Genomic DNA, 19,951 nt, shown 5'->3' with positions numbered 1-19,951 from the left:
TCGCGAGCAAGCCCGCTCCCACAGTTGGATCGTGGAGTGTCAGGTAGATAGGCGTCGGCTGTCAGGCCGCCATCGCAGGCAAGCCAGCTCCCACATGTTCGATCCCGTGTTGTCAGGTAGAGACGCGTCGGCTGTCGGGCTCTTATCGCAGGTCAGCCAGCCCCCTTCGGCGCACGCTGATCATCAAAAAACACCTTCCTGCCATCCACCCGCTCAGACGCCCTGGGCACATTCACGCCTTGGCCTTCCGGCTTCTCCACATACCAATAGCAATGGCTGACCGCCCGGGTGATCCCCACATAGGCCAGGCGCAACACCTCGTCTCTCTGGGCATTGTCATAAGGCTCACTGTCGCCATCCTTACCCAAGCCCGCCATGCGATAGACCTGATTCTTATACGGCGAGCTGGTGACATGCTGACAATCGCCCAGCAAAAACACCGCATCCGCCTGCAAGCCCTTGGCACTGTGATAAGTCAGCTGTTTAAGCCTGCGCGCCTGAGGCGCCGAGCTAGAATCCACATTAACTACAGACTGAATATGCTCTTGAATCAATAACTTATCGCTACTTTTTCGATAAAGCATCAGGATCGAATCGCCCCGCTGATAGTGCTCGAGCAACCGCTGCCCCAGTGCCGCGTCGTCACGCTCCAACACCGTGACGGGCACCAATACCTTGGGCTCGCCACTGGCCTTGGCCTTCTTGCCCGGGATGGCCGGCGCGCTACGGACGATATGTTCGGCAGCGTCGATGATGTGCTGGTGGCTGCGGTAGTTCTCGCCCAGCATCACGCGGGTGGTGCTGGGCGAAACAAACTCCTTGTTGAACTCCATGAAGTACTTGGGCGAGCTGCCGCGCCAGCCATAGATGGATTGCCAGTCATCCCCCACGCACAGCAAGGATGAGCGTTGGGCTGCGCGCCCGACGTGCATGGCCGGCCCACGGCTGCGGATTTCGCGCAGGCTGGCGCGGATCCAGGACACGATCTGCGGCGATACGTCCTGGAATTCATCGATCATCAAGTGCGACATCGGCCGCAACAAGGGATCACTCAGCAGCTTGAGGTTCTCCGGGGTGTTTTCGCCAAACAGCGAGAACATCCGGTTGTAGGTCATGATCGGCGGCGATTGTTCCAGCAGGTGATCTTCCAGCGCCTTCCAGAAAATGCTCAGGGCCTCGAAGAACAGCCGATCCGGGTCGTCCTTGGCAAAACTCATCTGGCCAACCGCCGTGGGGACATCCAGGCCGAGGTTCTCGATAAACCCGGCTGCCATGACAAAACTGTCCAACAGGGGCGCCGAAGCGAGTTCGCCTTTGACCTTGTAATCGAAGCCTGGCCCGGCCGTGGCATCGCCGCCCAGACTGCTCAGAAGGCGCTTTGAAGATTCGTAATTATCCAGCCATATCAGTGGCTTATTACAGAAAGCTTGAAACAACGTGCGCTTTACTGCCCATTCTGCACGCACCGAGAGTTTCGAATTCGGCCGACTGATCTGCGGGTTTTCACGCCCATCGAACCCCAGTACCACCCAGGCGTCCAGCTCCGGGATGTAGCCGTGGCAATGAAATCGCGCGCCGTTGATTTCAAAGGTCTGACGGCTGGGTTCGATACCTTTGATCGGCCAGGCACCGGCGCGAAACCACAGGTCCTCAATCACATCACAGAGTTCTTCATCGCGCTTGGCGGCCAATTCAGTCACGGCCATACGCTTTTGCACGTCAGGATGATCGCGCTCCAGCTCCTTGAGCTGAAGGCCATGGCGGGCCAAGGGTGCAATCAACTCGCGAAAACGCTGATGGCTGCCATACAAGCGGTGATAACAAGCGTTCATCTGCTGGCGCTGGGCGTCACTGATACGCAGGTCGAAGGCGTTGCTGTCGGCGTCTTCAAAACCACCGCTGAGGTTCTCAAAGGCCTGCAGCCGCTCAAAACCCGGCAGGCTGCGCACCATCGGCAGGATGCGCGAGTGAAAGGTGCGCACCAGCGCCTGGGCTTCCTTGCTGCCAAGGGGTTGGCCCCACAGGTTGAGAATTTCCATGAGTTTGTTGATGAAGTCCTTGCGCGACTCGCGGGTGAACGTCACCACAGTCATCGAACTCAGTTCAAAGCCCAGGTAATGGCTGAGCAGCAGGATGCGCAGCACCAGGGACGTCGACTTGCCGGCGCCGGCACCCGCAATCACTGAGGTCGAGGGGGTGTCGCTGAAGATCATCTTCCATTGCGCCGCGCTTGGCTGCGCATGGGCTGGCAGCAGGCGCGCGACATCGGCCTTCATGCGCTTCTTCACCTCTGCGGTGAGCGGCAATCGCCAATCGTCGAACAGGCTGTCATCTATGCCTGGCGCACGGTGCTCATCGGGGCGAAAGTCACGAATCAGCAGGACTTGTCGGCCCTCCTCGATGCCATCAGCCCTACCCTCACGGTAACCGTACTCAACGCCCGCCTCATGCCCACTGCGAAAGCCGTCGGCCTGGCCATGCAACCAGGAAAACCTGTGCTGCGCACGCAAACGGGTGAGGCCATGGCCGAACAGGCGCGCGGCAAGCCGCTTCAACAACGGCATTTCAGCCAAGGGGCGCAGTTCGGGGGGTAGATCAGGCTGTTGTTGCGACACGCGGACTCCTGCGGTGAGCTTGTTTTGACCAAGCCGTCATGGTCGCCGGAAACGCCGCTCAGTTCCAGCCAAATGCTTTGTTGTCATGCAGTTAGGCGATGAAGTGAAAGTGAACACCGGGGTTAAACATCGAATAAATGAATCATAAACAGGCATTTTTTACGCTTTTTCTCGATCATGCGCTGCTGGATGATAGGTTCATCAACAGGAGACGATCATGCTTGAACTTCGACCTTTCAACACACTGGGCGGCGCCCACCATGGCTGGCTTGACGCTCATCACCACTTTTCCTTTGCCGAATACCACGACCCCCAGCGCATGCACTGGGGCAACTTGCGGGTATGGAACGACGACATCATCGCCCCCGGCAGCGGCTTTCCCCAGCACCCGCACCGCGACATGGAAATCATCACCTATGTGCGCGAAGGGGCCATCAGCCATGCCGACAACCTGGGTAACAAAGGCCGCACCGAAGCCGGCGACGTGCAAGTAATGAGCGCAGGCACCGGCATTGCCCACAGCGAGTACAACCTGGAGGCTACGCCAACCAAGATCTTTCAGATCTGGATCATTCCCAATGAGGCTGGCTTGCCGCCGTCCTGGGGCGCCAAACCGTTTCCACAGGGCAACCGCGAGGGCTTTGTAACCCTGGCCAGCGGCAAGGCTGGCGACAGTGAAAGCTTGCGAATTCGTGCGGATGCACGCTTGGTGGCAGCTAACCTGAAAGCTGGAGAAAGTGCGGAGTACCGGCTGGACAGTGGCCGCCGGGCGTACCTGGTGCCCGCCACGGGCGTGATTGACGTCAATGGCGTGCAGGCAAAGGCGCGAGATGGTGTGGCGGTTGAGGATGAACAGGTATTGCGGGTAACGGCGATTGAGGACAGCGAAATCGTGCTGGTGGACCTGGCCTGATCTCAACTCTTGTTGCTATCTAATGTGGGAGGCGGCTTGCTCCCTCCCACACTTCTACCGCATGAGTGTCAGTTATTGGCTGATTGCACCATCAACCAACACCTGCGCCTCCTCCACCAGTTGCTTGAGGTGCTCTTCGCCAACGAAACTCTCGGCGTAGATCTTGTAGATGTCCTCAGTGCCCGAGGGCCGTGCGGCAAACCAACCGTTTTCGGTCATGACTTTCAAGCCGCCAATCGCCTGGTTGTTGCCCGGCGCATGGCTGAGGATCTGCTGAATGGTCTCCCCGGCCAATTGCGTGGACGTGACCTGCTCCGGCGACAGTTTGCCCAGCAGGGCTTTTTGCGCTGGAGTGGCTTTGGCATCCACACGGATAGCGAACGGCTCACCGAGGGCATCGGTCAGGCCGCGGTAGATCTGGCTGGGGTCCTGACCTTTGCGCGAGGTCATTTCGGCGGCCAGTAAGGCCGGGATAAGGCCGTCCTTGTCGGTGCTCCACACGCTGCCGTCCTTGCGCAGGAACGAGGCACCGGCGCTTTCTTCGCCGCCAAACCCCAACGACCCTTCAAACAAGCCATCGGCAAACCATTTGAAGCCCACTGGCACTTCGTACAGGCGACGACCAATACGCGCTGCGACGCGGTCGATCAGGCCGCTGCTCACCACGGTCTTGCCTACGGCTGCATCGGCGCGCCAGTCCGGACGGTTCTGGAACAGGTAGTCGATGGACACCGCCAGGTAGTTGTTGGGCGCCAGTAAACCTCCGGAAGGCGTGACAATGCCGTGGCGGTCGTGGTCCGGGTCGCAGGCGAAGGCAACGTCGAAACGCTCCTTGAGCCCGATCAGACTTTGCATGGCGTAGCTGGAAGACGGGTCCATGCGAATCTGGCCGTCCCAGTCGACGCTCATGAAGCGGAAGGTTGCGTCGACCTCGGTATTCACCACCTCCAGGTTCAAGCGGTAGTGCTCGGCAATCGCCGACCAGTAGCGCACCCCTGCTCCGCCCAGTGGGTCCACGCCCAAGCGCAGGTCGGCGCTGCGGATCGCGTCCATGTCGATCACATTGATCAGGTCAGCCACATAGCTGTTGAGGTAGTCATGGCGATGGGTGGTGTCGGCCTTGAGCGCCTGGGCGTGAGTGATGCGCTTGACCCCGGCCAGCTTGTTGGCGAGCAGTTCGTTGGCCTTGGCTTCGATCCACTTGGTGACATGGGTATCAGCCGGGCCACCGTTAGGCGGGTTGTACTTGTAGCCGCCACTTTGCGGCGGATTGTGGGACGGTGTAATCACAATGCCGTCCGCCAGGCCGCTGGTACGGCCGCGGTTGTAGCAGATGATGGCGTGGGAAATCGCCGGCGTCGGCGTGTACTCGTCGCCCTCGGCCAGCATCACATGCACGCCGTTGGCCGCCAGTACTTCCAAGGCGCTGGCACCGGCTGGCGTCGACAATGCATGGGTATCCAGGCCGACAAACAAAGGGCCAGTGATGCCCTGCGCTTCGCGGTACAGGCAGATGGCCTGGCTGATAGCCAGCACATGCCACTCGTTGAAACTCAGTTCAAACGAGCTGCCGCGGTGCCCGGAAGTACCAAAAGCCACGCGCTGAGTGGAGATCGCTGCATCAGGCTGGCCGGTGTAGTAGGCCGTGACCAGTCGCGGGATATCCACCAGCAACTGGGCTGGCGCCGGTTTGCCCGCAAAAGGACTGATAGTCATGCATAAACCTCGAAAAGAAGGATTCGGAAAAAATGACAGTTTACTGGGACTTGGACTACTGCGCGACGGTATCGATCCGACGGCCTAAAGAGAAATTTCACACACTAGTCAGTCTGCGCCTGCCGTAGTGACTGCGCCAGCGTATCCAGGGCGATGTCCAGGTTGGGATGGCCGCTGAAGGTATGGCTCAAGCGCATATGCTGGTGATGTAAACCACTGAGACTGAAGAGCTCGCCGGGGGCAATCACCACCTGCTGGGCGAGCATGCGCTGGAATACCAGGCGCATGTCCACCGGCGCCATGGACTGCAACCAGAAACTCGCCCCGGCCACGGGCATGCGGTAGTGCACACGCCCTTGCATACGCGCATCCAAGCGGTGACTCATGGCGTGCGCCTGCTCATGGAGGCGCTGGCGCAACGTCTGCAGGTGCTGGTCGAACCGACCGCTTTCGTACAGCCGGGCAATGGCGCGTTGTCGGATAGCGGACAGTCGAAACGAACGCAGCAGGAATTGGCGCTGCAATTCACTGCTCATCTGCTGCGCCAGCAGGTAACCAAAGGGCGCCTCCGGGCCCAACACCTTTTCGAACGAAGAAAACACAATCAGCCGCTCTGGGTTGACCAGGCCGCGCAAGGCCGATCCGGGCGGCGCAAAGCTCAGGTCACCAAAGGTATCGTTCTCCAGCAACCAGCAGCCGTGCTGGTCGAGCAGACGCGCTACGTGCAGCCGCTCGGGCTCGGTCATGGCGTTACCCGAGGGCATGCTGACCACGGACGAGAGCAGCACCAAGTGCACCGGCTCATGGCGCAGCAGGTGCTCAAAAGTGGCCAAATCGGGGCGGCCGTCGGCGCGCCAGGGCCATTCAATGACCCGCACACCAGCGGCCTGTAGCAGGCGCAACACCAGGTAATCGCAGGGAGATTCAACCACCACCACGGTGCCTTTAAGGCCCAGGGCATCAATCAGGATGTCCAGTACGCCTTGAAGGTCGGCCCCCACATACACCTCATCCGCTTGCCAACAACGGGTGGGCGACGAGGTATAGCGTGCGGCCAAGGCGGCGCGCAACTCCCACACACCACAGGGTTGCGAAGGCTGCAGGTGATGGGGATACCGGCGTACCAGTTGACGTTCCAGCGCCAGCAAAGCGCCATCCAGCGACCCCAACAGCGCCGGTTCATCGCCACTGAGCACCACCATCGCCGGGCGCCGGGCGGCCGTGTACAAGCGCTCGAGCAAGTCTGTACCCGCCATAAGGGGCGCGTTTGCAGCCACGGGCCAGGCGAAGTAGCCGGACTTGGCCACCGAGTACACTCGTCCTTCCTTTTCCAGCAACGAATAGGCGTACTGAATCGTCGAGATCGACACATTCATGCGCGTCGATAACTGCCGCAGGGAAGGCAGTTTCACTGGCGTTTCCCGGCTGACTTCGTTGATCAGATTGATCATGTAGCGGTACACCGCCTGATAGGCAAAGTCTACTTGCCGCTCCCCCCGAAGGTTCATTGTTGATCACCGGCTTTGATTGGCGAATACACGCTGCTAACGCCCCGACACTTGGGCGATGCGCACCTTGGGCCGCGCCAGCGTTTGTTTGCATACCCGCATGCCGCGCCCTCCCAGCAGCGGGCGCTTACGATACAGGTGCTGCAACAGCGGCAGCGGCAGCCCACTGGTATCCACTAGCCACTGGTGCAGGATGTCCGCAGCGGGTTTGCCCTGTAGTGCCTTGTGCAGTTCAGGAAGTGCCACCAGCATGCCGGGATGGCATTGACGCAAGAAGCTCTCCAACCGTTCGCCATGTTGAACGAAGGGCGCAAACAACAGGCACGTCAACTGGCTGTCGTCCAGGCCGGAGAACTCCTGAATGTAGGCGGTGGACAGCAACTGCCCCTCTGGCCCTGACGCTTCTTTGATCAGCGCGACCGGTACTTGCCTGCGGTGCAGGAAGTCTGCCGCACGCCGAACAAACCCCGCGACGCCATGTTCGTAGGACAGCTCACGCAGACACTGGGCCTGCACGCCGTGCAAATGCGCCATGAGCAATGGGTTGGGATAGGCGGGATGGCTGAAATGGAACTCGAACGGGTCCCGTTTGTAGGCGAGGAACCCGGTGAGCAGTGGCGCATGGGCGACATCGGCGTCCTTGAGCAGATCAGCGATGCCGATATAGGCCAAATGACGATGCCCGCCCCGGCCCGGACTTTCGTTGCCGGCATAGTGCTCGCCATAGAGGTCGCGGTAGCACCCCACGCTCCATTCCTCCATGCGTGCAAACCACCCGTTGAGCGACGATGGCTTGCCGGGCGCAAATGCAAGGCCGGTCGCCAGCGCATTTTTTTTCAGCCACGCGATGTATTGGCTTTGCTTGCGCACTGAATCACCGCTGACCAGGGCATGCACGCCGCCGTTCCAGGTAGCGACCCGCTGGTAGAAATCGCCCAGGGCCAGGAGCGTGTCATCGCACAGGGCGGCGCGGATATCGCCGGACGTCAGGTGCCCGATCATCAGTTTGTTACGCTGGCTGATTTCCCGAGCGGCACTGGACGCCGGGCGCTGATGGTTGAACGGCAGCACCTCATGGTTTTCCACCATCAACAGCTCTACCCGTGGGTCGTCATGGAAGAACAGCGCTGCGTAGCCCTGATTCAGGCAGTCGAGCGTTGCTTGAGTCATACCCGCATGCCGCAATGTTGCCACCCGTATCTGAAAAGTCTTGGGCGAGCGGCCGGCAATGGTCAGTTGCGCCGCACGCAGCAACGCGAGGGTGTAGCTGCTCACTTCGCCGCCACCGTGGGCGATCAGTACTTTGTAATTGCCCACTTGTTCCATGCCGCCTGCGGCCACCACGATGCGTTGAACGAGCAATTGAAGTGACGTTCGTTCGGCACGCGTAAAGTGCCCGATTAAACGTTGCAGAACTTGCTGGTAAACATAGCTCATGGCTTGTTCATGAATAGTGCTCATCGTTCTACTACCCGAGTTGAAATATCAGTTTCAAGCAACTACCAAACAGCGTTGCTCGACTTATTACATCTGTAGGCTTGTCATCCAGTGCGCAGCACAAGTTTGAGTCAACATTAGCACCTTGCAACAAAAGCGCAGGTGAGAGCATTGAGGGGGCCTATGGCCGCCCCGCCGGAGAATCCAGCGCCTGCGCGGGCTCTAGCGAAATAGCTATTAGCCTTAGGAATGTTCCGACAACGTCCTACACTGTTTTAACTACCTGAATTCAACACATAAGTGCAACGCTCACCCCTGTATGCACTTCGTACGGCGTCTTCCAGCCCAAGCGCTTGCGCGGGCGTAGATTGATCCTCGCTACTGTCCGATTGACGGCTTCGACGGTCAGCTTGCTGAAGTCGCTGCCCTTGGGGAAATACTGGCGGAGCAGACCGTTGGTGTTTTCATTGGTGCCACGTTGCCAGGATGAATAGGGGTCTGCAAAAAAGACCTGGCACTGGCTCCGTAGCGCGATGCGTTCATGCCCGGCAAACTCCCTTCCGTTATCCAGCGTCAGCGTGTGAGCGGCATGGCCCTGAAGCATCAGATTGATCGCCCGCGTTACCTGCCGGCGCGTTCTGCGCTTGACCGGATAGGCGCTCAGATAGCCGCTTTTGCGATCAACCAGGGTCACCAGGTTACCGCCCAGTCCATGTACCGTATCGCCCTCCCAGTCCCCCAGGCGCTCGCGGCTTTCGACCTCGGCTGGGCGTTCACTGATTGACACGCGATTACGCAGCTGCCCGCGCCGATCGTGGCTTCCATAGCGTTTCCGGTAGCGCTTTCGGCGATGTCGCAGATAGGTATAAAGCTCACCACCGGCGCGCTGTTCGGCGGCAATGAACCGATAAATCCACTCATGGCTGACCGCCCGGCTTGGCTGCTCCTGCTTCAACCGCTGGGCGATCTGCTCCGGACTCATGCCATGCTTGAGCCACACCGGGAGATGATGGCTGAGCCATGTCGCCGGCTTGCAAAACTTGCGCGCACCCGCTCGACGAGCATCACTTTCATGGGCCGCAGAAACAGCCTTGTAGATATTCTGGGTGCTGTTGCGGCGAACCTCGCGACTGATCGTCGAGGGATGCACGCCGACCCGCTTTGCAATGCTCGCCTGGCTCTCTGCGGCGCTCAAGCCAGCCTCAATCTGGTAACGTTGTCCCTGAGTCAGCTGCCGGTAATGCGTAGTCATCTGCGCTTGAATCCTTCGGTGTGAGAGCCTGGATTCTACCGGTGGCTGGCTCTCTGCCTCTCGTTTCAAGCGTTGCGCTTATTCTATGAATTCAGGCTAAGCAATTAGAGAATTGTCCGACAAATATTAATCACCTGCGCACCTTGGGTACGCGTAAAGCAAAAGGGTATTCGTTTTGCACTTGCCGGGAAAAACAATCCGAGCCTCGTTAGTTCTGAAGGTGCGTGACGCAACTGCCGTGTAATCAATCATGGCTCAATCCTTGAGATGACAATGAAGACTCAATTATCGGCACTCAAATAATGATTAACAGATACAGAACAGCGTCAAAAAGCAGCTCAGATGACGTGCCTGCCCAACTTAAATGACGCCCACACACAAGCGCCGCACTGGATTTCAGGGCGGCGCAAGGCAATAACAGTATTGTTTACGGGGCAGAACGCCCCTGCGGCGGCTCACCCCCGGTGCGGGTTAAGCCCTGTCAAATGGCGCATTTGCCTCATCAGCTCAGGCGCCAGCGTATTCATTTGCGAATACTCCTACAGCTCAAACAGCTTCAACCTGCAACGCCACCCGTTCGCGGCACGGGCATTCGTCCATGTATCGGTGCGCTTCGACGAACTGACTGAATGGAAATACCGTAGTCTTCAGTGGGACAAGCACCCGGTCGGCTGTCAGCTGGTTGATATCGCGCAACGCGCGCTGCAACGCCACGTGATCCTGGATAATGCCCAACTCCGGCTTGCCGGTGAAGTTGCCGATACAGTGCACAAAGAACTGAATGTTCTTCTGGAACGCCGCACAGGCCGGGAATGGCGTCTGGTTGCCACCTTGCAGGCCATACAGCACCAGGCTGCCGCGCGGCGCCAGGACGTCCCCGAGCAGCGACATCTGCGGGCCACCCAGGCCATCGAACACTACGTCGACGCCCCGGTTGTCGGTGAACTTGTTGATCTGCATCAGCAGGTCTTGTTCTTCGGTCACGATGACTTTTTCTGCCCCGAGGGACAGCAGGTATTCACGTTCAGCACTGTCTTTGGTGGCGGCAATCACCCGCACACCCAGGGCCTTGCCCAACTGCACAAACGAAGGGCCGGCACAGTGGCTGGCATCGGTCACCAAAGCGAACTGGCCGGGTTTGACCCGCGCCAGGTCCATGTAGGCAAAGTACGCAATCAGCAGTGGCGTGTAGTGCACGCTCGCTTCAATCGGACTCAAGACATCCGGATAACGGGTCAGGGCCGAACGGGGCAAGACGATCTGCTCGCCATACACCGGGTAATCATTGGGGCTCTCGGCCGGAAAACTGGCCACTTTATCGCCCACCGCCAGGTCATCCACGCCGTCGCCGAGGGCAACCACAACCCCGGCCATCTCATGGCCCAGGCCAGAAGGCAGGCGCGCATGGGAAGACGCCAGGTTCTGGCGCCACAGAATGTCGTACCAACTGATGCCGATCGCATCGACACGCACCTGCACTTCGCCCGGTGCGGGCTGCGCGGCCGCATGCTCTTCGCATTTGAGCACCTCGGCCGGACCAAACTTGTGAAAACGGATCGTGCGGGACATCGCAAACCTCGTCAAAGTAACCTCTAATGCCATGAACTTTATCTGGGCTTTGGGGGTAAGACCACCGGTCACCATTAATAGTCGACATGCCTGTCATTGATTCCGCGAAGGAGGAACACCCCTCAACTATCGTAGGAAAAATCAATTAGCCGGTGCAGAGTACCAGCCTTTCCCCGTAAGATTCATGCCGGTCATCCCTCTGAATCGAACCTCAGGGGTTGCTACATGACCGCTCACATCAAGTTTGCTGACTCTTCCAGGACACAAGATGAACCGTAACGACCTGCGTCGTGTCGACCTTAACCTCTTGATCGTATTCGAAACCTTGATGCATGAGCGCAGTGTGACCCGCGCCGCCGAGAAATTGTTCCTCGGCCAGCCGGCCATCAGCGCGGCGTTGTCACGCCTGCGCGGGTTGTTCGATGACCCCCTGTTCGTGCGCACCGGGCGCAGCATGGAACCCTCGGCCCGCGCCGTAGAAATCTTCGCCCTGCTCTCCCCGGCCCTGGACTCGATCTCCACCGCCGTCAGCCGCGCCGCCGAATTCGACCCTGCCACCAGCACCGCCGTGTTTCGCATTGGCCTGTCCGACGACGTGGAATTCGCCCTGCTCCCGCAACTGCTCAAACGCCTGCGCTCCGAAGCCCCCGGCATCGTGCTGGTGGTACGCCGCGTCAACTACATCCTGATGCCCAGCCTGCTCGCCTCCGGCGAAATCTCCATCGGCGTCAGCTACACCGCCGACCTGCCCGCCAACGCCAAACGCAAGGTACTGCGCCGCAGCCTGCCCAAACTGCTACGCGCCGACAGCGTACCGGGCTCGCTGAGCCTGGATGACTTCTGCTCACGGCCCCACGCCCTTGTGTCCTTTGCCGGCGACTTGAGCGGGTTTATCGATGAAGAGCTGGAAAAACTCGGCCGCAAGCGCCACGTTGTACTCGCGGTGCCGCAGTTCAACGGCTTGGGTACGTTGCTGGCGGGTACGGACATTCTGGCAACGGTGCCGGATTATGCGGCGGAAGCGCTGACCTCGGCGGGTGGGTTGCGGGCCGAAGACCCGCCGTTGCCGGTGCGCTCGTTTGAGCTGCATATGGCGTGGCGGGGTTCGCAGGATAATGACCCGGGGGAGCGGTGGTTGAGGTCGCGGATTCAGATGTTTTTTGGCGACCCTGACAGTCTTTAGGCGTCGTCTGGCAGGCTGTTCGGCTGATCATTTCTGCCTTTCCACAAACCATGGAGCTCCATTCACTTCCAGTGGATTGCTACATCAGCCGGGTCGTACTGCCACTGAAACGCGTCCAAAAGGACCGCAGCCCCCCTTATGCCTTCGATGGGCTCATCCATCACTTGGCCGGGTGTATCGATGGCCTGGGCTGGGTGCTACCCAGGTTGGGATGGCCGATAAGCAGCAGAGTGAATAACCTGCAACCGGCTAGCTCAAGGTTAAACCACGGGCTTGCGCCTCGAAAGCAAGCCCGTATCCCCTCGCGCTTGCGCCTTAACGCCTCAATCAGGCCCGGCAAATGATTGGGCGCAGCCAAGCATCGCGGTTTCTGGTGCGCAACCACAGGTGGACCTGCGCATGATCGGCGTGTTGTGGCTCGGCATCTACGGCAATCAGGCAGTTCCCGGCATCAATCGATTTACCCATCAAAATATCGCGTTTGATCAGGAGCGTGTCACCATCCCCCGGTAGTTCGTAGCAACCGTCGAGGGTCGACACGAACCACTGGCGCTGGAACCGGGTGATGCCCAGAGGCTCACCGGGTACATGTGCAATGGTGCGGGTCACGTCACCCGCAACGCTGACGACCGAACCGCCCGCCGCAATGGCCCACAATTCCCCTCTAGGACCTTCGACACCGGCAATCATATTGATGAACGCGCCGGCCTCAGTCGGCCATGGTCCATCAATTCGCTGCCAAGTCTTGCCCACCGGCCGACGCAGGATCAGGCCCGCATACCCCAGCGCGTATATTGCGTCTTGCGTCTGGACCATGTTGTTGACACCACCCAGCGTTCCGACAACATGATCGTCGTGTTCAAGGCGAGCAACATCGCCCGATGTCCAACGATACAACCGGCGGCTGAACGTACCGATCAACAAGCCATCGTTCGCCCAACACAGGCATTCAGCAAGCTCGACGTTCTGGCCATCCGTGGTCACATAACCCAGTGTGCGGGAGTACCACTTATCGCGCGCGTTGAGCTGTGGATGGGGCGTAACCTGCCGCCATCCAGCCACCTGTCCAAGGCTGGTGTTGGTGATCAGCTCATCTTCGCTAGTGATCGCCCAGACTTGGCCGTCGCTATCACTGACGATGGCCTGGATGGCATCTGGAACCCAAACCTGTGGTTGCAGGCGTAAATGCTCACCGCCCAGTTCCCCCCTGATAATCCAGGACGATGTATGACCGCTTTCGTCCGACACGTGCACGGCAAACCAGGGCACCCCGGCGGCCATTGTCAGGTCGGCAAGCTGGTAGCGCCGGGCGCCATGGGCGGGTGATGGGTTTATGTTGTCGCTCATGTCACAGGCACCGGTTGTTGGGTCACTGTAGAAGGTACGTCGTAGAACAAAGGCAACTCCCTGTCCATTGGCCAGCCGGCCGCCGTGTAGAACTCACGCGCCTCAATCAGGAGCACCATGGCGACAGCGCGGCCGACACTTTTGCGTTCATTCCACGTCATGAACCCTGCCTGCGCCAAGGCAAAACCTTTGACGTTGAAACGTTTGAATTCATCCGAGTTGGCAAGGCCACTGTTCCTGACGGCCACATCCACCCCCAGATCCGCGGTGGTGTAGACATGGGTCATCCACTCAAGCACATGCTCCAGGTACTCGCCAGTCGTTGGGTTTTTCGCGGGCAGTGTCGGATCGCCGCGCAGCCGTTTGCGTGTGTGTTTCTGGGCGTCCGTCACAAATTTATGCTGCGATCCTCTATTCTGTGAATCCTGCATAAACGTCGCGTAGCTCTGGTCAAGGCTGAAAGACTGTCCCCTGTGCAGTGACCCTCGCAGTGCCTTGTCGGGGATCAAGTGATCGGCATCGTAGCCACGGTAGATATTCAACACCTGGGCGTTTGCCGCGGACTTGACCTGGGAAATTATTTTGTAGCCGCCCGCCAAGGTGGGCATGCGTAGCAGTTCACGCATCGCTTGCTTGGTGCTCGCATCGAGCGCATCGGTGCGCCATTCGAGCCCATTGATTTTATTGGCCAACGCGACCGTGGCTTCGATTTCCGCACGCAGCACGTCTGCCTGTAGCGGGTAGGCCGCTTCAATGACGCTGGGCCGCAGGTCCGATACGCTGTACGCCGGGTTGGACAGGATTCTGGAAATCACCTCGCGCGCTTCACGCTCACTCAGTGTGTGCCCCTCAGTACGCGGGTAGGTAATGCCCGCGACGTCGAATGAGTCAACGAACGTATGCTGTTGCGCTTGGTGCGCAGCGACGAACGCTGCCTGGGCAACGGCGTCCGAGGGGTCGCGCAATGCGGCCTCATAAGCGTTTCGCATCAGGGCCATGGCGGCAAAACTGCTATTCATCGGCAGTGCCCTCCGCGCGCGTGTTCGACGTATTGCCACGTACCAGATCATCGATGTGCTTGCCGAATGTCGAGGGCCTACCATGTCCACGCGCTTGCATCCACGCCAATAAATGATCGACTGTCGGCTCAAGCAGCGAGCGGGTGCGCATGCCGTGGTCTTGCACTATCACTTGCAAGCGAGGGCTTTGCTCATCGAGCACTGCTTCCATCTCTGCCGACGCCCAATTGCGCGTGTGCTGGTGCAGGCCATCGGGGTCCAGCGCAAACCAACCTGGGTAGCGGCCCGGTTTGCCTGTTATCACCTCGACACCAATTTCAACCTGCCGGATAGCCGGTTTACCCGGCCACGTCAGAGGGTAAATCCGGCGTACAGTCTGAAACTGTCCATCTCGCAGGGAAGAGGCCAACATCAGTTTGGACATCAGGTCGTAAAGTTGCCGCTGCCTCGGGGTAAGCGCGGCCATCTTGGGGCTGTCGCCCTCCAGGCTGATGTCCAGAGGCACCAGTGCTCCGTGGGCACCGCTGCGGCCGCCGCCCGAAACCGGGTGGGTTTGCGCGCCAGGCACGGGATCATCGTCGTGCTGCTCGGCCACAGCGGGTGGAGGAGAACCGGCAGGCGCGCGCCACGTATTCAGCTCGACGGCGGGCTGCAGGGAAAACAGTGCGACCTCAGCGCCTTGTGCATCGACCGTTGGTGCATAAGGGCCCGCAACCGGATGCGCGCCGCACTGATCATCAAACTGCGCCGCCCAGGTGTGCACGAACGCAAGGTAGTCCGCCTCCCCTGCATCGGGCAATTGGGACAGGTGAGTCAGCGCATCATCAAAGGCCATCAACAGCGCATTGGCGCTGATTGTGTTCAGCCAAGGGTTGTTCAGCACCTTATCTGCCTGGCGCCGTCCGGACTCGGTCAGGAACAGGCGCCCCTGCGCATCCAATGCAGCCCAACCATTGTCGTTCGGTGCTGACTCGGGCTCGTCCTGCCCCTCGCGCATCTCATACAGTTTTTGCAACGTGCTCATGGTGCTCGACGGCATCCAGCCAAATCGCCTGAACGCCTCTTGCAGGACCAGGTTAGTGCCCAGGCTTTGAGCAGGTGCCAGCAGCAAGTCCTCATGCTCGAGCAGGCAAGGTGTCGATGAAACCACCGCGTCGCTCAGTTGGCCGATCAAGGTATGAACGTTCTCTGTGCGGTCACTGCCCCACGCGCGCCAGGCTTCGCTGCCGCGCCGCACCATCAAGCGAGCCGGCACGAGGGTATCGTTCACTTTCAGGTTTATCGCGACACCCAACCGTTTACCGGGCAACCCTGGGGAGTCACCATGGCCCGCCAGTACCCTGAGCAAGGGCCCCTTGACCCGTCCGCCTCCGACAATACCGTGACGCATGTAGACCGAGCCGATGAGGTTGTCCAGCACCCGCTGGGCAATGGCTCCATATGCCAAGCCCATATTCAAGGCCCGGCAAGCGCTGCCAGCTCGCTCGTCGGCGGTAGCGCCCTCGACCTGTACACACCGACCCTCCTCAAATGATCGGGCCATTTCGGGGGTGGTCAATGCATGAAACCTTACCCGGCGCACCCTCTGGATATGCATGAACCACGGTGCTTCCTTGAGTACTTGGATCATGTGCCAGGCGATCGCTTCGCCTTGGGCATCATCGTCCGTCCCCAACACCAGTTCAGTGCATTGCAGTAAACGGCTGCCGGTATTGCGTAGGGACGCCGCCAGGTCACTGCCCTCGCGCTCGCTCAATTGCCAGTGCGGTTTGAGCCCATCACGCCAACTGATCGCACCGGGGCCTGGGAGATCACGAATATGACCGCCACAGCCGAACACCTGAGTACCGCCAGGTACCAGTTCTTGAATGATTTTCGCCTTGTGCAAGGATTCGACAACCATAAGCGTAGCGGGACCGAGCTTGCACGCTGGCACCCGCGGGGCGCAGGTGAGCCGCTCATGCACTGGCTCACGCACACCGGCCAAGCATCGTCCTACCACAGCCGAAGGCAAATCATTGTTCGGGTCCATCGCCTGCTGGGAAAAAAACAGATCGGAATGGCCAAACATAATGAAGCTTTTCTGCGCACGACTGATCGCTACGTTGAGCAGGCGCCCATCGTCACGATCGATAAACACCCGCTCACGATGATTGGTATCAGTTCGACGGCTGGCGCGGCTTTCCCGATTCACGGCACTGAATAACACCACAGGTTTCTCCGCTCCTTGAAGGGTATGAACCGTGCCGATGGTCAAACGCTCACTCAGGTCAGCGTCATCAGGATCGAGTTCTTCGCGCACCCGACGCTTTATCGCTTCGACCTGGCCTCGAAATGGCGTGACGACCGCGACAAGTTTTTCCAACCCTATCGGCTGCTCCGGGTGGCCTTCGAGCCTGGCGGCCCACTTCGCCAGGCGCGGTCCGTGCTCTTTAAGCCAGTCCACGATGGCCTTGGCTTCTCCAGGGTTGGACCATGAGTCGCCTTTGCAGGGCTCATCGTTCGGGCCACCGGTCTGATAGAACCCGAGCGGCGGTAGCGGGAACGTTGCCTTCATGCGTTTGCGCAACTGCATTTCAGCTTCGCCCTCGAGCAAGGGCAACTCGGCATCCGCGAACAGCCCTGCCAGCGGGTTAGGTACTTTGGGCTCCAACTCTTTGCAGAGCAACCTGCCCTCGGCATCACGGTCGTGATCGTGGTACAGCAAATCAATACACACATTGATGATCGACTCTGCACAACGGTAGTGCTCCCGCAGGAGCAGCCCGTCCCGTAGCCGTCCGTCCGGCATGGCCTCGGCAAACGATGCCCCAGTTGCGGCGAGCTTCATGATTGAACCCGTGGCGGAGTCCGCTCCACGCACGAGCAAGGCGCCCAAAGACGACGGATCGGCCCAACGGTCCTGCACCTGGCGCGTATCGACCTCGGGTGTTACCGAAGACACGGGGGAGAGCTGCTTCATATCGCCGACCACCACGGCTTTTTTAGCCAGGCTAAGCACCGGCACACCCAGCTCCGGCGCAGCCTGCCCCGCCTCATCGATAATCAACAAATCCAGGAACGCGAACAGCGGCCTACGGCCCTCTCCCAGTAACCGTGGAGCGCTATGCAAGGTGGCGACAATGCACGGAAACAGCATGGCTGCGTGCCTGAGCGCGTTCCTTCGGCTGCCAGGCTCGGGGGTTGCGATCACACTGGCCAGCCAACGCGTCTCCCAGTAACGCGCGGCCAACTGGAAAATAATCGGCCGCCACACCACGTCCAGCAATTTCTGCTGCTGCGCCTGGCGCGCCTCGGGGGTTGCGGCCACGCGCAAATCCGCGAGGATGTCGATGGCCCAGGAAGATGCCCATGCCTCACTGGGAAAGCGCGCAGCCAGTTCACCGGGCTCGATCAACGCGTCGATGTCAGCCTGACGCTCGATTGCCGAGGCCAACCCACTGTGCAATACCTGGGTCAGCGTGTTCAAGTGCTCGCAGAGGGTCGACGCCGTAGGCGTTGTCGAAGCACTCTTCTGCATGAGATAGATAAAACGCGTGGCATCACTGACCTGATGTTTCTGCTCAACGCTAAACAACGCATTGAACAACTCTGGCAGCTCGCGGAAGGCATTTTCAAAGTGCCGCGCCAAAGCAAGGGCTGCCGCAACACCATCTTCGTATGATTGCTTGAGGCTGGAGGACCCGACGCCCAAGATGCGCAACTGCTTTTGCCGGATTTCAAGCGTGGTGAACTTGCTGCGATGGGTTTTCCCCTTGGCCTTGGACGGTGCGCTGGCGGTGAAACCCAATAGTGGCTTGCCCGTAGGGTCCAACCAACGACGTGCCAGGGCATGCTTCCTGCCTACGGCACCATTGAACGTGCCCATCACATTCTCGACACTCTGGTTGGTCGCCCCGCACACAAACGTGACGGGGCAATGTTCGCGGTTATCGTAAGCCGCCAACACCCATTGGTTGGCAATCATCGCACGCAGCATGGCCGTCTTCCCTGTGCCCGGCGGCCCACTGACTGCAACCACCCCGACCTGCTCACCCAACCGGCCGAGGGCGTGCAATGCGCGGCGCTGCGATTCGTTCAAAGGGTCTGCGCCGCGATTGACGTCTGGCTTGTCGAGGTGTGTGGCCTTATCGACCATGGCCATGTGCCGCATCGTCACCTGCGGCGCTGCCATGCCGCCTGCCTGGACAGCCGAACGGTGTCGTCCGGCGCCTATAAGCTGCTCCAGTGCGCCGATGGACGGCGCATTGGGGATCGCTTCATACACGTTGGCGAGCGCACGTGTTGCATAGCCAGGCTGTCGCGGCACCGCAACCCATTGCCCCGTGATCGGCGCCATTCCCGTCTCAACCCCATCCGCTTGAACGCGGGCGAACAAGGCAAAACAGGCGTCGACATAACTGCTCAAATTGGCGCTTTGGCTCAACGTCGCGAGAAATAGCTTGAGCTCGTCGCGATAGCAATCGAAGTGGCCAATGGCCGGCGGCAGGTCGTTGGCCGCCATCAATGGCTGCGGTTCAAGCCATTGGCGGACCACACGCGGCCGGCAATCGTTGGGGTCGCGTGGTAGGCATATTTGGTTTTTGTCGTTCAGGTCGAAAGGAAACCAGAACGCGATATTCAGCCGGTCGGGCTTGAGGCGGTTTTTTTTCGCGCCCGGCGCAGGCTTTTTATCCGGGTCGGGCCACGTGACCTGGACCTCTTCGCTTGATGAGGTGGTTTGATGGAACACCAGCGCCATAGGAATACGCGGATCGTCATCCGGCTCGTCCGCCTCCTGCGCACCCTCTGCGTCGTCCTCTGAGGCCTCAAGCGCCTGCGCCTGCTGTTTTCGCCGGGCCTCTGCGGCACGCTCAGTGAGAATGCCCAGTGCCAGCGCCCGACGCTTGCCGAAACCGAGATTGAAGTTGGGCCAGGCCAGCCCCGCGAAATTTGTCACCGGGATGCGGACATCAGTGGCTTGGAGGCCACCCAAGTCATCGGCAATCAACGCTCTGTGCCAGTAGTCCAGCACATTCGCGGGCAAACTCCCGACGGGTCCTGCCTGAGGGTCCACCTCCATCGAGTGCAGAACCTGTTCCTTGGAGACCGCTACAGCAGCAAAATCCTTGCGCAACCGCTTGCTCAAGTCCATGAGACGCCTAAACATTTCTTACACCCTTTAAATCCGAACGGCATACGAAGAATGGCTCGTAGCGGCCAACAATGATGGCCGCTTGCCTTGATCACTGCAATTCAAGCCGGGTACGTATAGTTAACGAGTGACCTGTTCAATGCTATACAACACGTGTTTAGGTCAAACGCACTGTCAATCACCCGAGACTTTCCCGCCCATGCACGGACGCCCCCTCCTCATCGCGCTATTCTTCACCGGTACTGCCATGGCCGCAGA

At 59.6% G+C, this 19,951-nt stretch carries 11 protein-coding genes; 2 read left to right on the top strand and 9 right to left on the bottom strand.

Annotation, left to right across the window (positions count from 1 at the left end):
- Positions 1-152: 152 nt before the first annotated feature.
- The gene (locus AB4P90_RS13985) at positions 153-2,615 is read right to left on the bottom strand and encodes a UvrD-helicase domain-containing protein (protein ID WP_395606029.1); all 2,463 of its coding nucleotides are present in this window, start codon (positions 2,613-2,615) and stop codon (positions 153-155) included.
- 217 nt (positions 2,616-2,832) lie between these two features.
- On the opposite strand from AB4P90_RS13985, the gene AB4P90_RS13980 reads away from it, so the two are divergent.
- Complete coding sequence (locus AB4P90_RS13980; RefSeq protein ID WP_014718393.1) at positions 2,833-3,528, top strand: pirin family protein; 696 nt, start codon at positions 2,833-2,835, stop codon at positions 3,526-3,528.
- A gap of 72 nt (positions 3,529-3,600) precedes the next feature.
- On the opposite strand, the gene pgm is transcribed toward AB4P90_RS13980, so the two are convergent.
- The 5 genes from pgm to AB4P90_RS13955 form a co-directional block, all read right to left on the bottom strand.
- Positions 3,601-5,244 carry a phosphoglucomutase (alpha-D-glucose-1,6-bisphosphate-dependent) gene (gene pgm / locus AB4P90_RS13975; RefSeq protein ID WP_014718392.1) on the bottom strand — a complete coding sequence of 548 codons (1,644 nt, stop codon included), beginning with the start codon at positions 5,242-5,244 and terminating at the stop codon, positions 3,601-3,603.
- Positions 5,245-5,348: 104 nt separating this feature from the next.
- On the bottom strand, positions 5,349-6,752 hold the full coding sequence (locus AB4P90_RS13970; protein WP_058410512.1) for a PLP-dependent aminotransferase family protein: 1,404 nt from the start codon (positions 6,750-6,752) through the stop codon (positions 5,349-5,351).
- A gap of 36 nt (positions 6,753-6,788) precedes the next feature.
- Positions 6,789-8,213 (bottom strand): hypothetical protein, encoded by a 1,425-nt coding sequence (locus tag AB4P90_RS13965; RefSeq protein WP_172832665.1) that lies wholly within the window; start codon positions 8,211-8,213, stop codon positions 6,789-6,791.
- Positions 8,214-8,478: 265 nt separating this feature from the next.
- The gene (locus tag AB4P90_RS13960) at positions 8,479-9,441 is read right to left on the bottom strand and encodes an IS30-like element ISPpu17 family transposase (RefSeq protein WP_004577240.1); all 963 of its coding nucleotides are present in this window, start codon (positions 9,439-9,441) and stop codon (positions 8,479-8,481) included.
- Between the two features lie 546 nt (positions 9,442-9,987).
- Positions 9,988-11,010 (bottom strand): zinc-dependent alcohol dehydrogenase family protein, encoded by a 1,023-nt coding sequence (locus AB4P90_RS13955; protein ID WP_014718390.1) that lies wholly within the window; start codon positions 11,008-11,010, stop codon positions 9,988-9,990.
- 268 nt (positions 11,011-11,278) lie between these two features.
- On the opposite strand from AB4P90_RS13955, the gene AB4P90_RS13950 reads away from it, so the two are divergent.
- Complete coding sequence (locus AB4P90_RS13950) at positions 11,279-12,193, top strand: LysR family transcriptional regulator (protein WP_032903409.1); 915 nt, start codon at positions 11,279-11,281, stop codon at positions 12,191-12,193.
- Between the two features lie 327 nt (positions 12,194-12,520).
- Here the strand turns inward: AB4P90_RS13950 and AB4P90_RS13945 are convergent, their stop codons facing one another.
- The 3 genes from AB4P90_RS13945 to AB4P90_RS13935 are packed head-to-tail and all read right to left on the bottom strand — an operon-like array spanning position 12,521 to position 19,708.
- Positions 12,521-13,540 carry a hypothetical protein gene (locus AB4P90_RS13945; protein WP_102666178.1) on the bottom strand — a complete coding sequence of 340 codons (1,020 nt, stop codon included), beginning with the start codon at positions 13,538-13,540 and terminating at the stop codon, positions 12,521-12,523.
- Positions 13,537-14,610, bottom strand: coding sequence for a hypothetical protein (locus tag AB4P90_RS13940; protein ID WP_395606028.1), 1,074 nt, complete (start codon positions 14,608-14,610; stop codon positions 13,537-13,539). The genes AB4P90_RS13945 and AB4P90_RS13940 overlap by 4 nt, the downstream gene beginning before the upstream one ends.
- Positions 14,552-19,708 carry an AAA domain-containing protein gene (locus AB4P90_RS13935; protein WP_395606027.1) on the bottom strand — a complete coding sequence of 1,719 codons (5,157 nt, stop codon included), beginning with the start codon at positions 19,706-19,708 and terminating at the stop codon, positions 14,552-14,554. The genes AB4P90_RS13940 and AB4P90_RS13935 overlap by 59 nt, the downstream gene beginning before the upstream one ends.
- Between the last annotated feature and the right edge of the window lie 243 nt (positions 19,709-19,951).

Origin of the sequence: Pseudomonas sp. B16120 (assembly GCF_044218845.1) — a bacterium.
GTDB classification, from domain to species: Bacteria; Pseudomonadota; Gammaproteobacteria; order Pseudomonadales; family Pseudomonadaceae; genus Aquipseudomonas; species Aquipseudomonas paracarnis.
The sequence above is the reverse complement of the archived record's forward strand: the minus strand, read 5'-3'. Positions and strand labels throughout refer to the sequence as shown.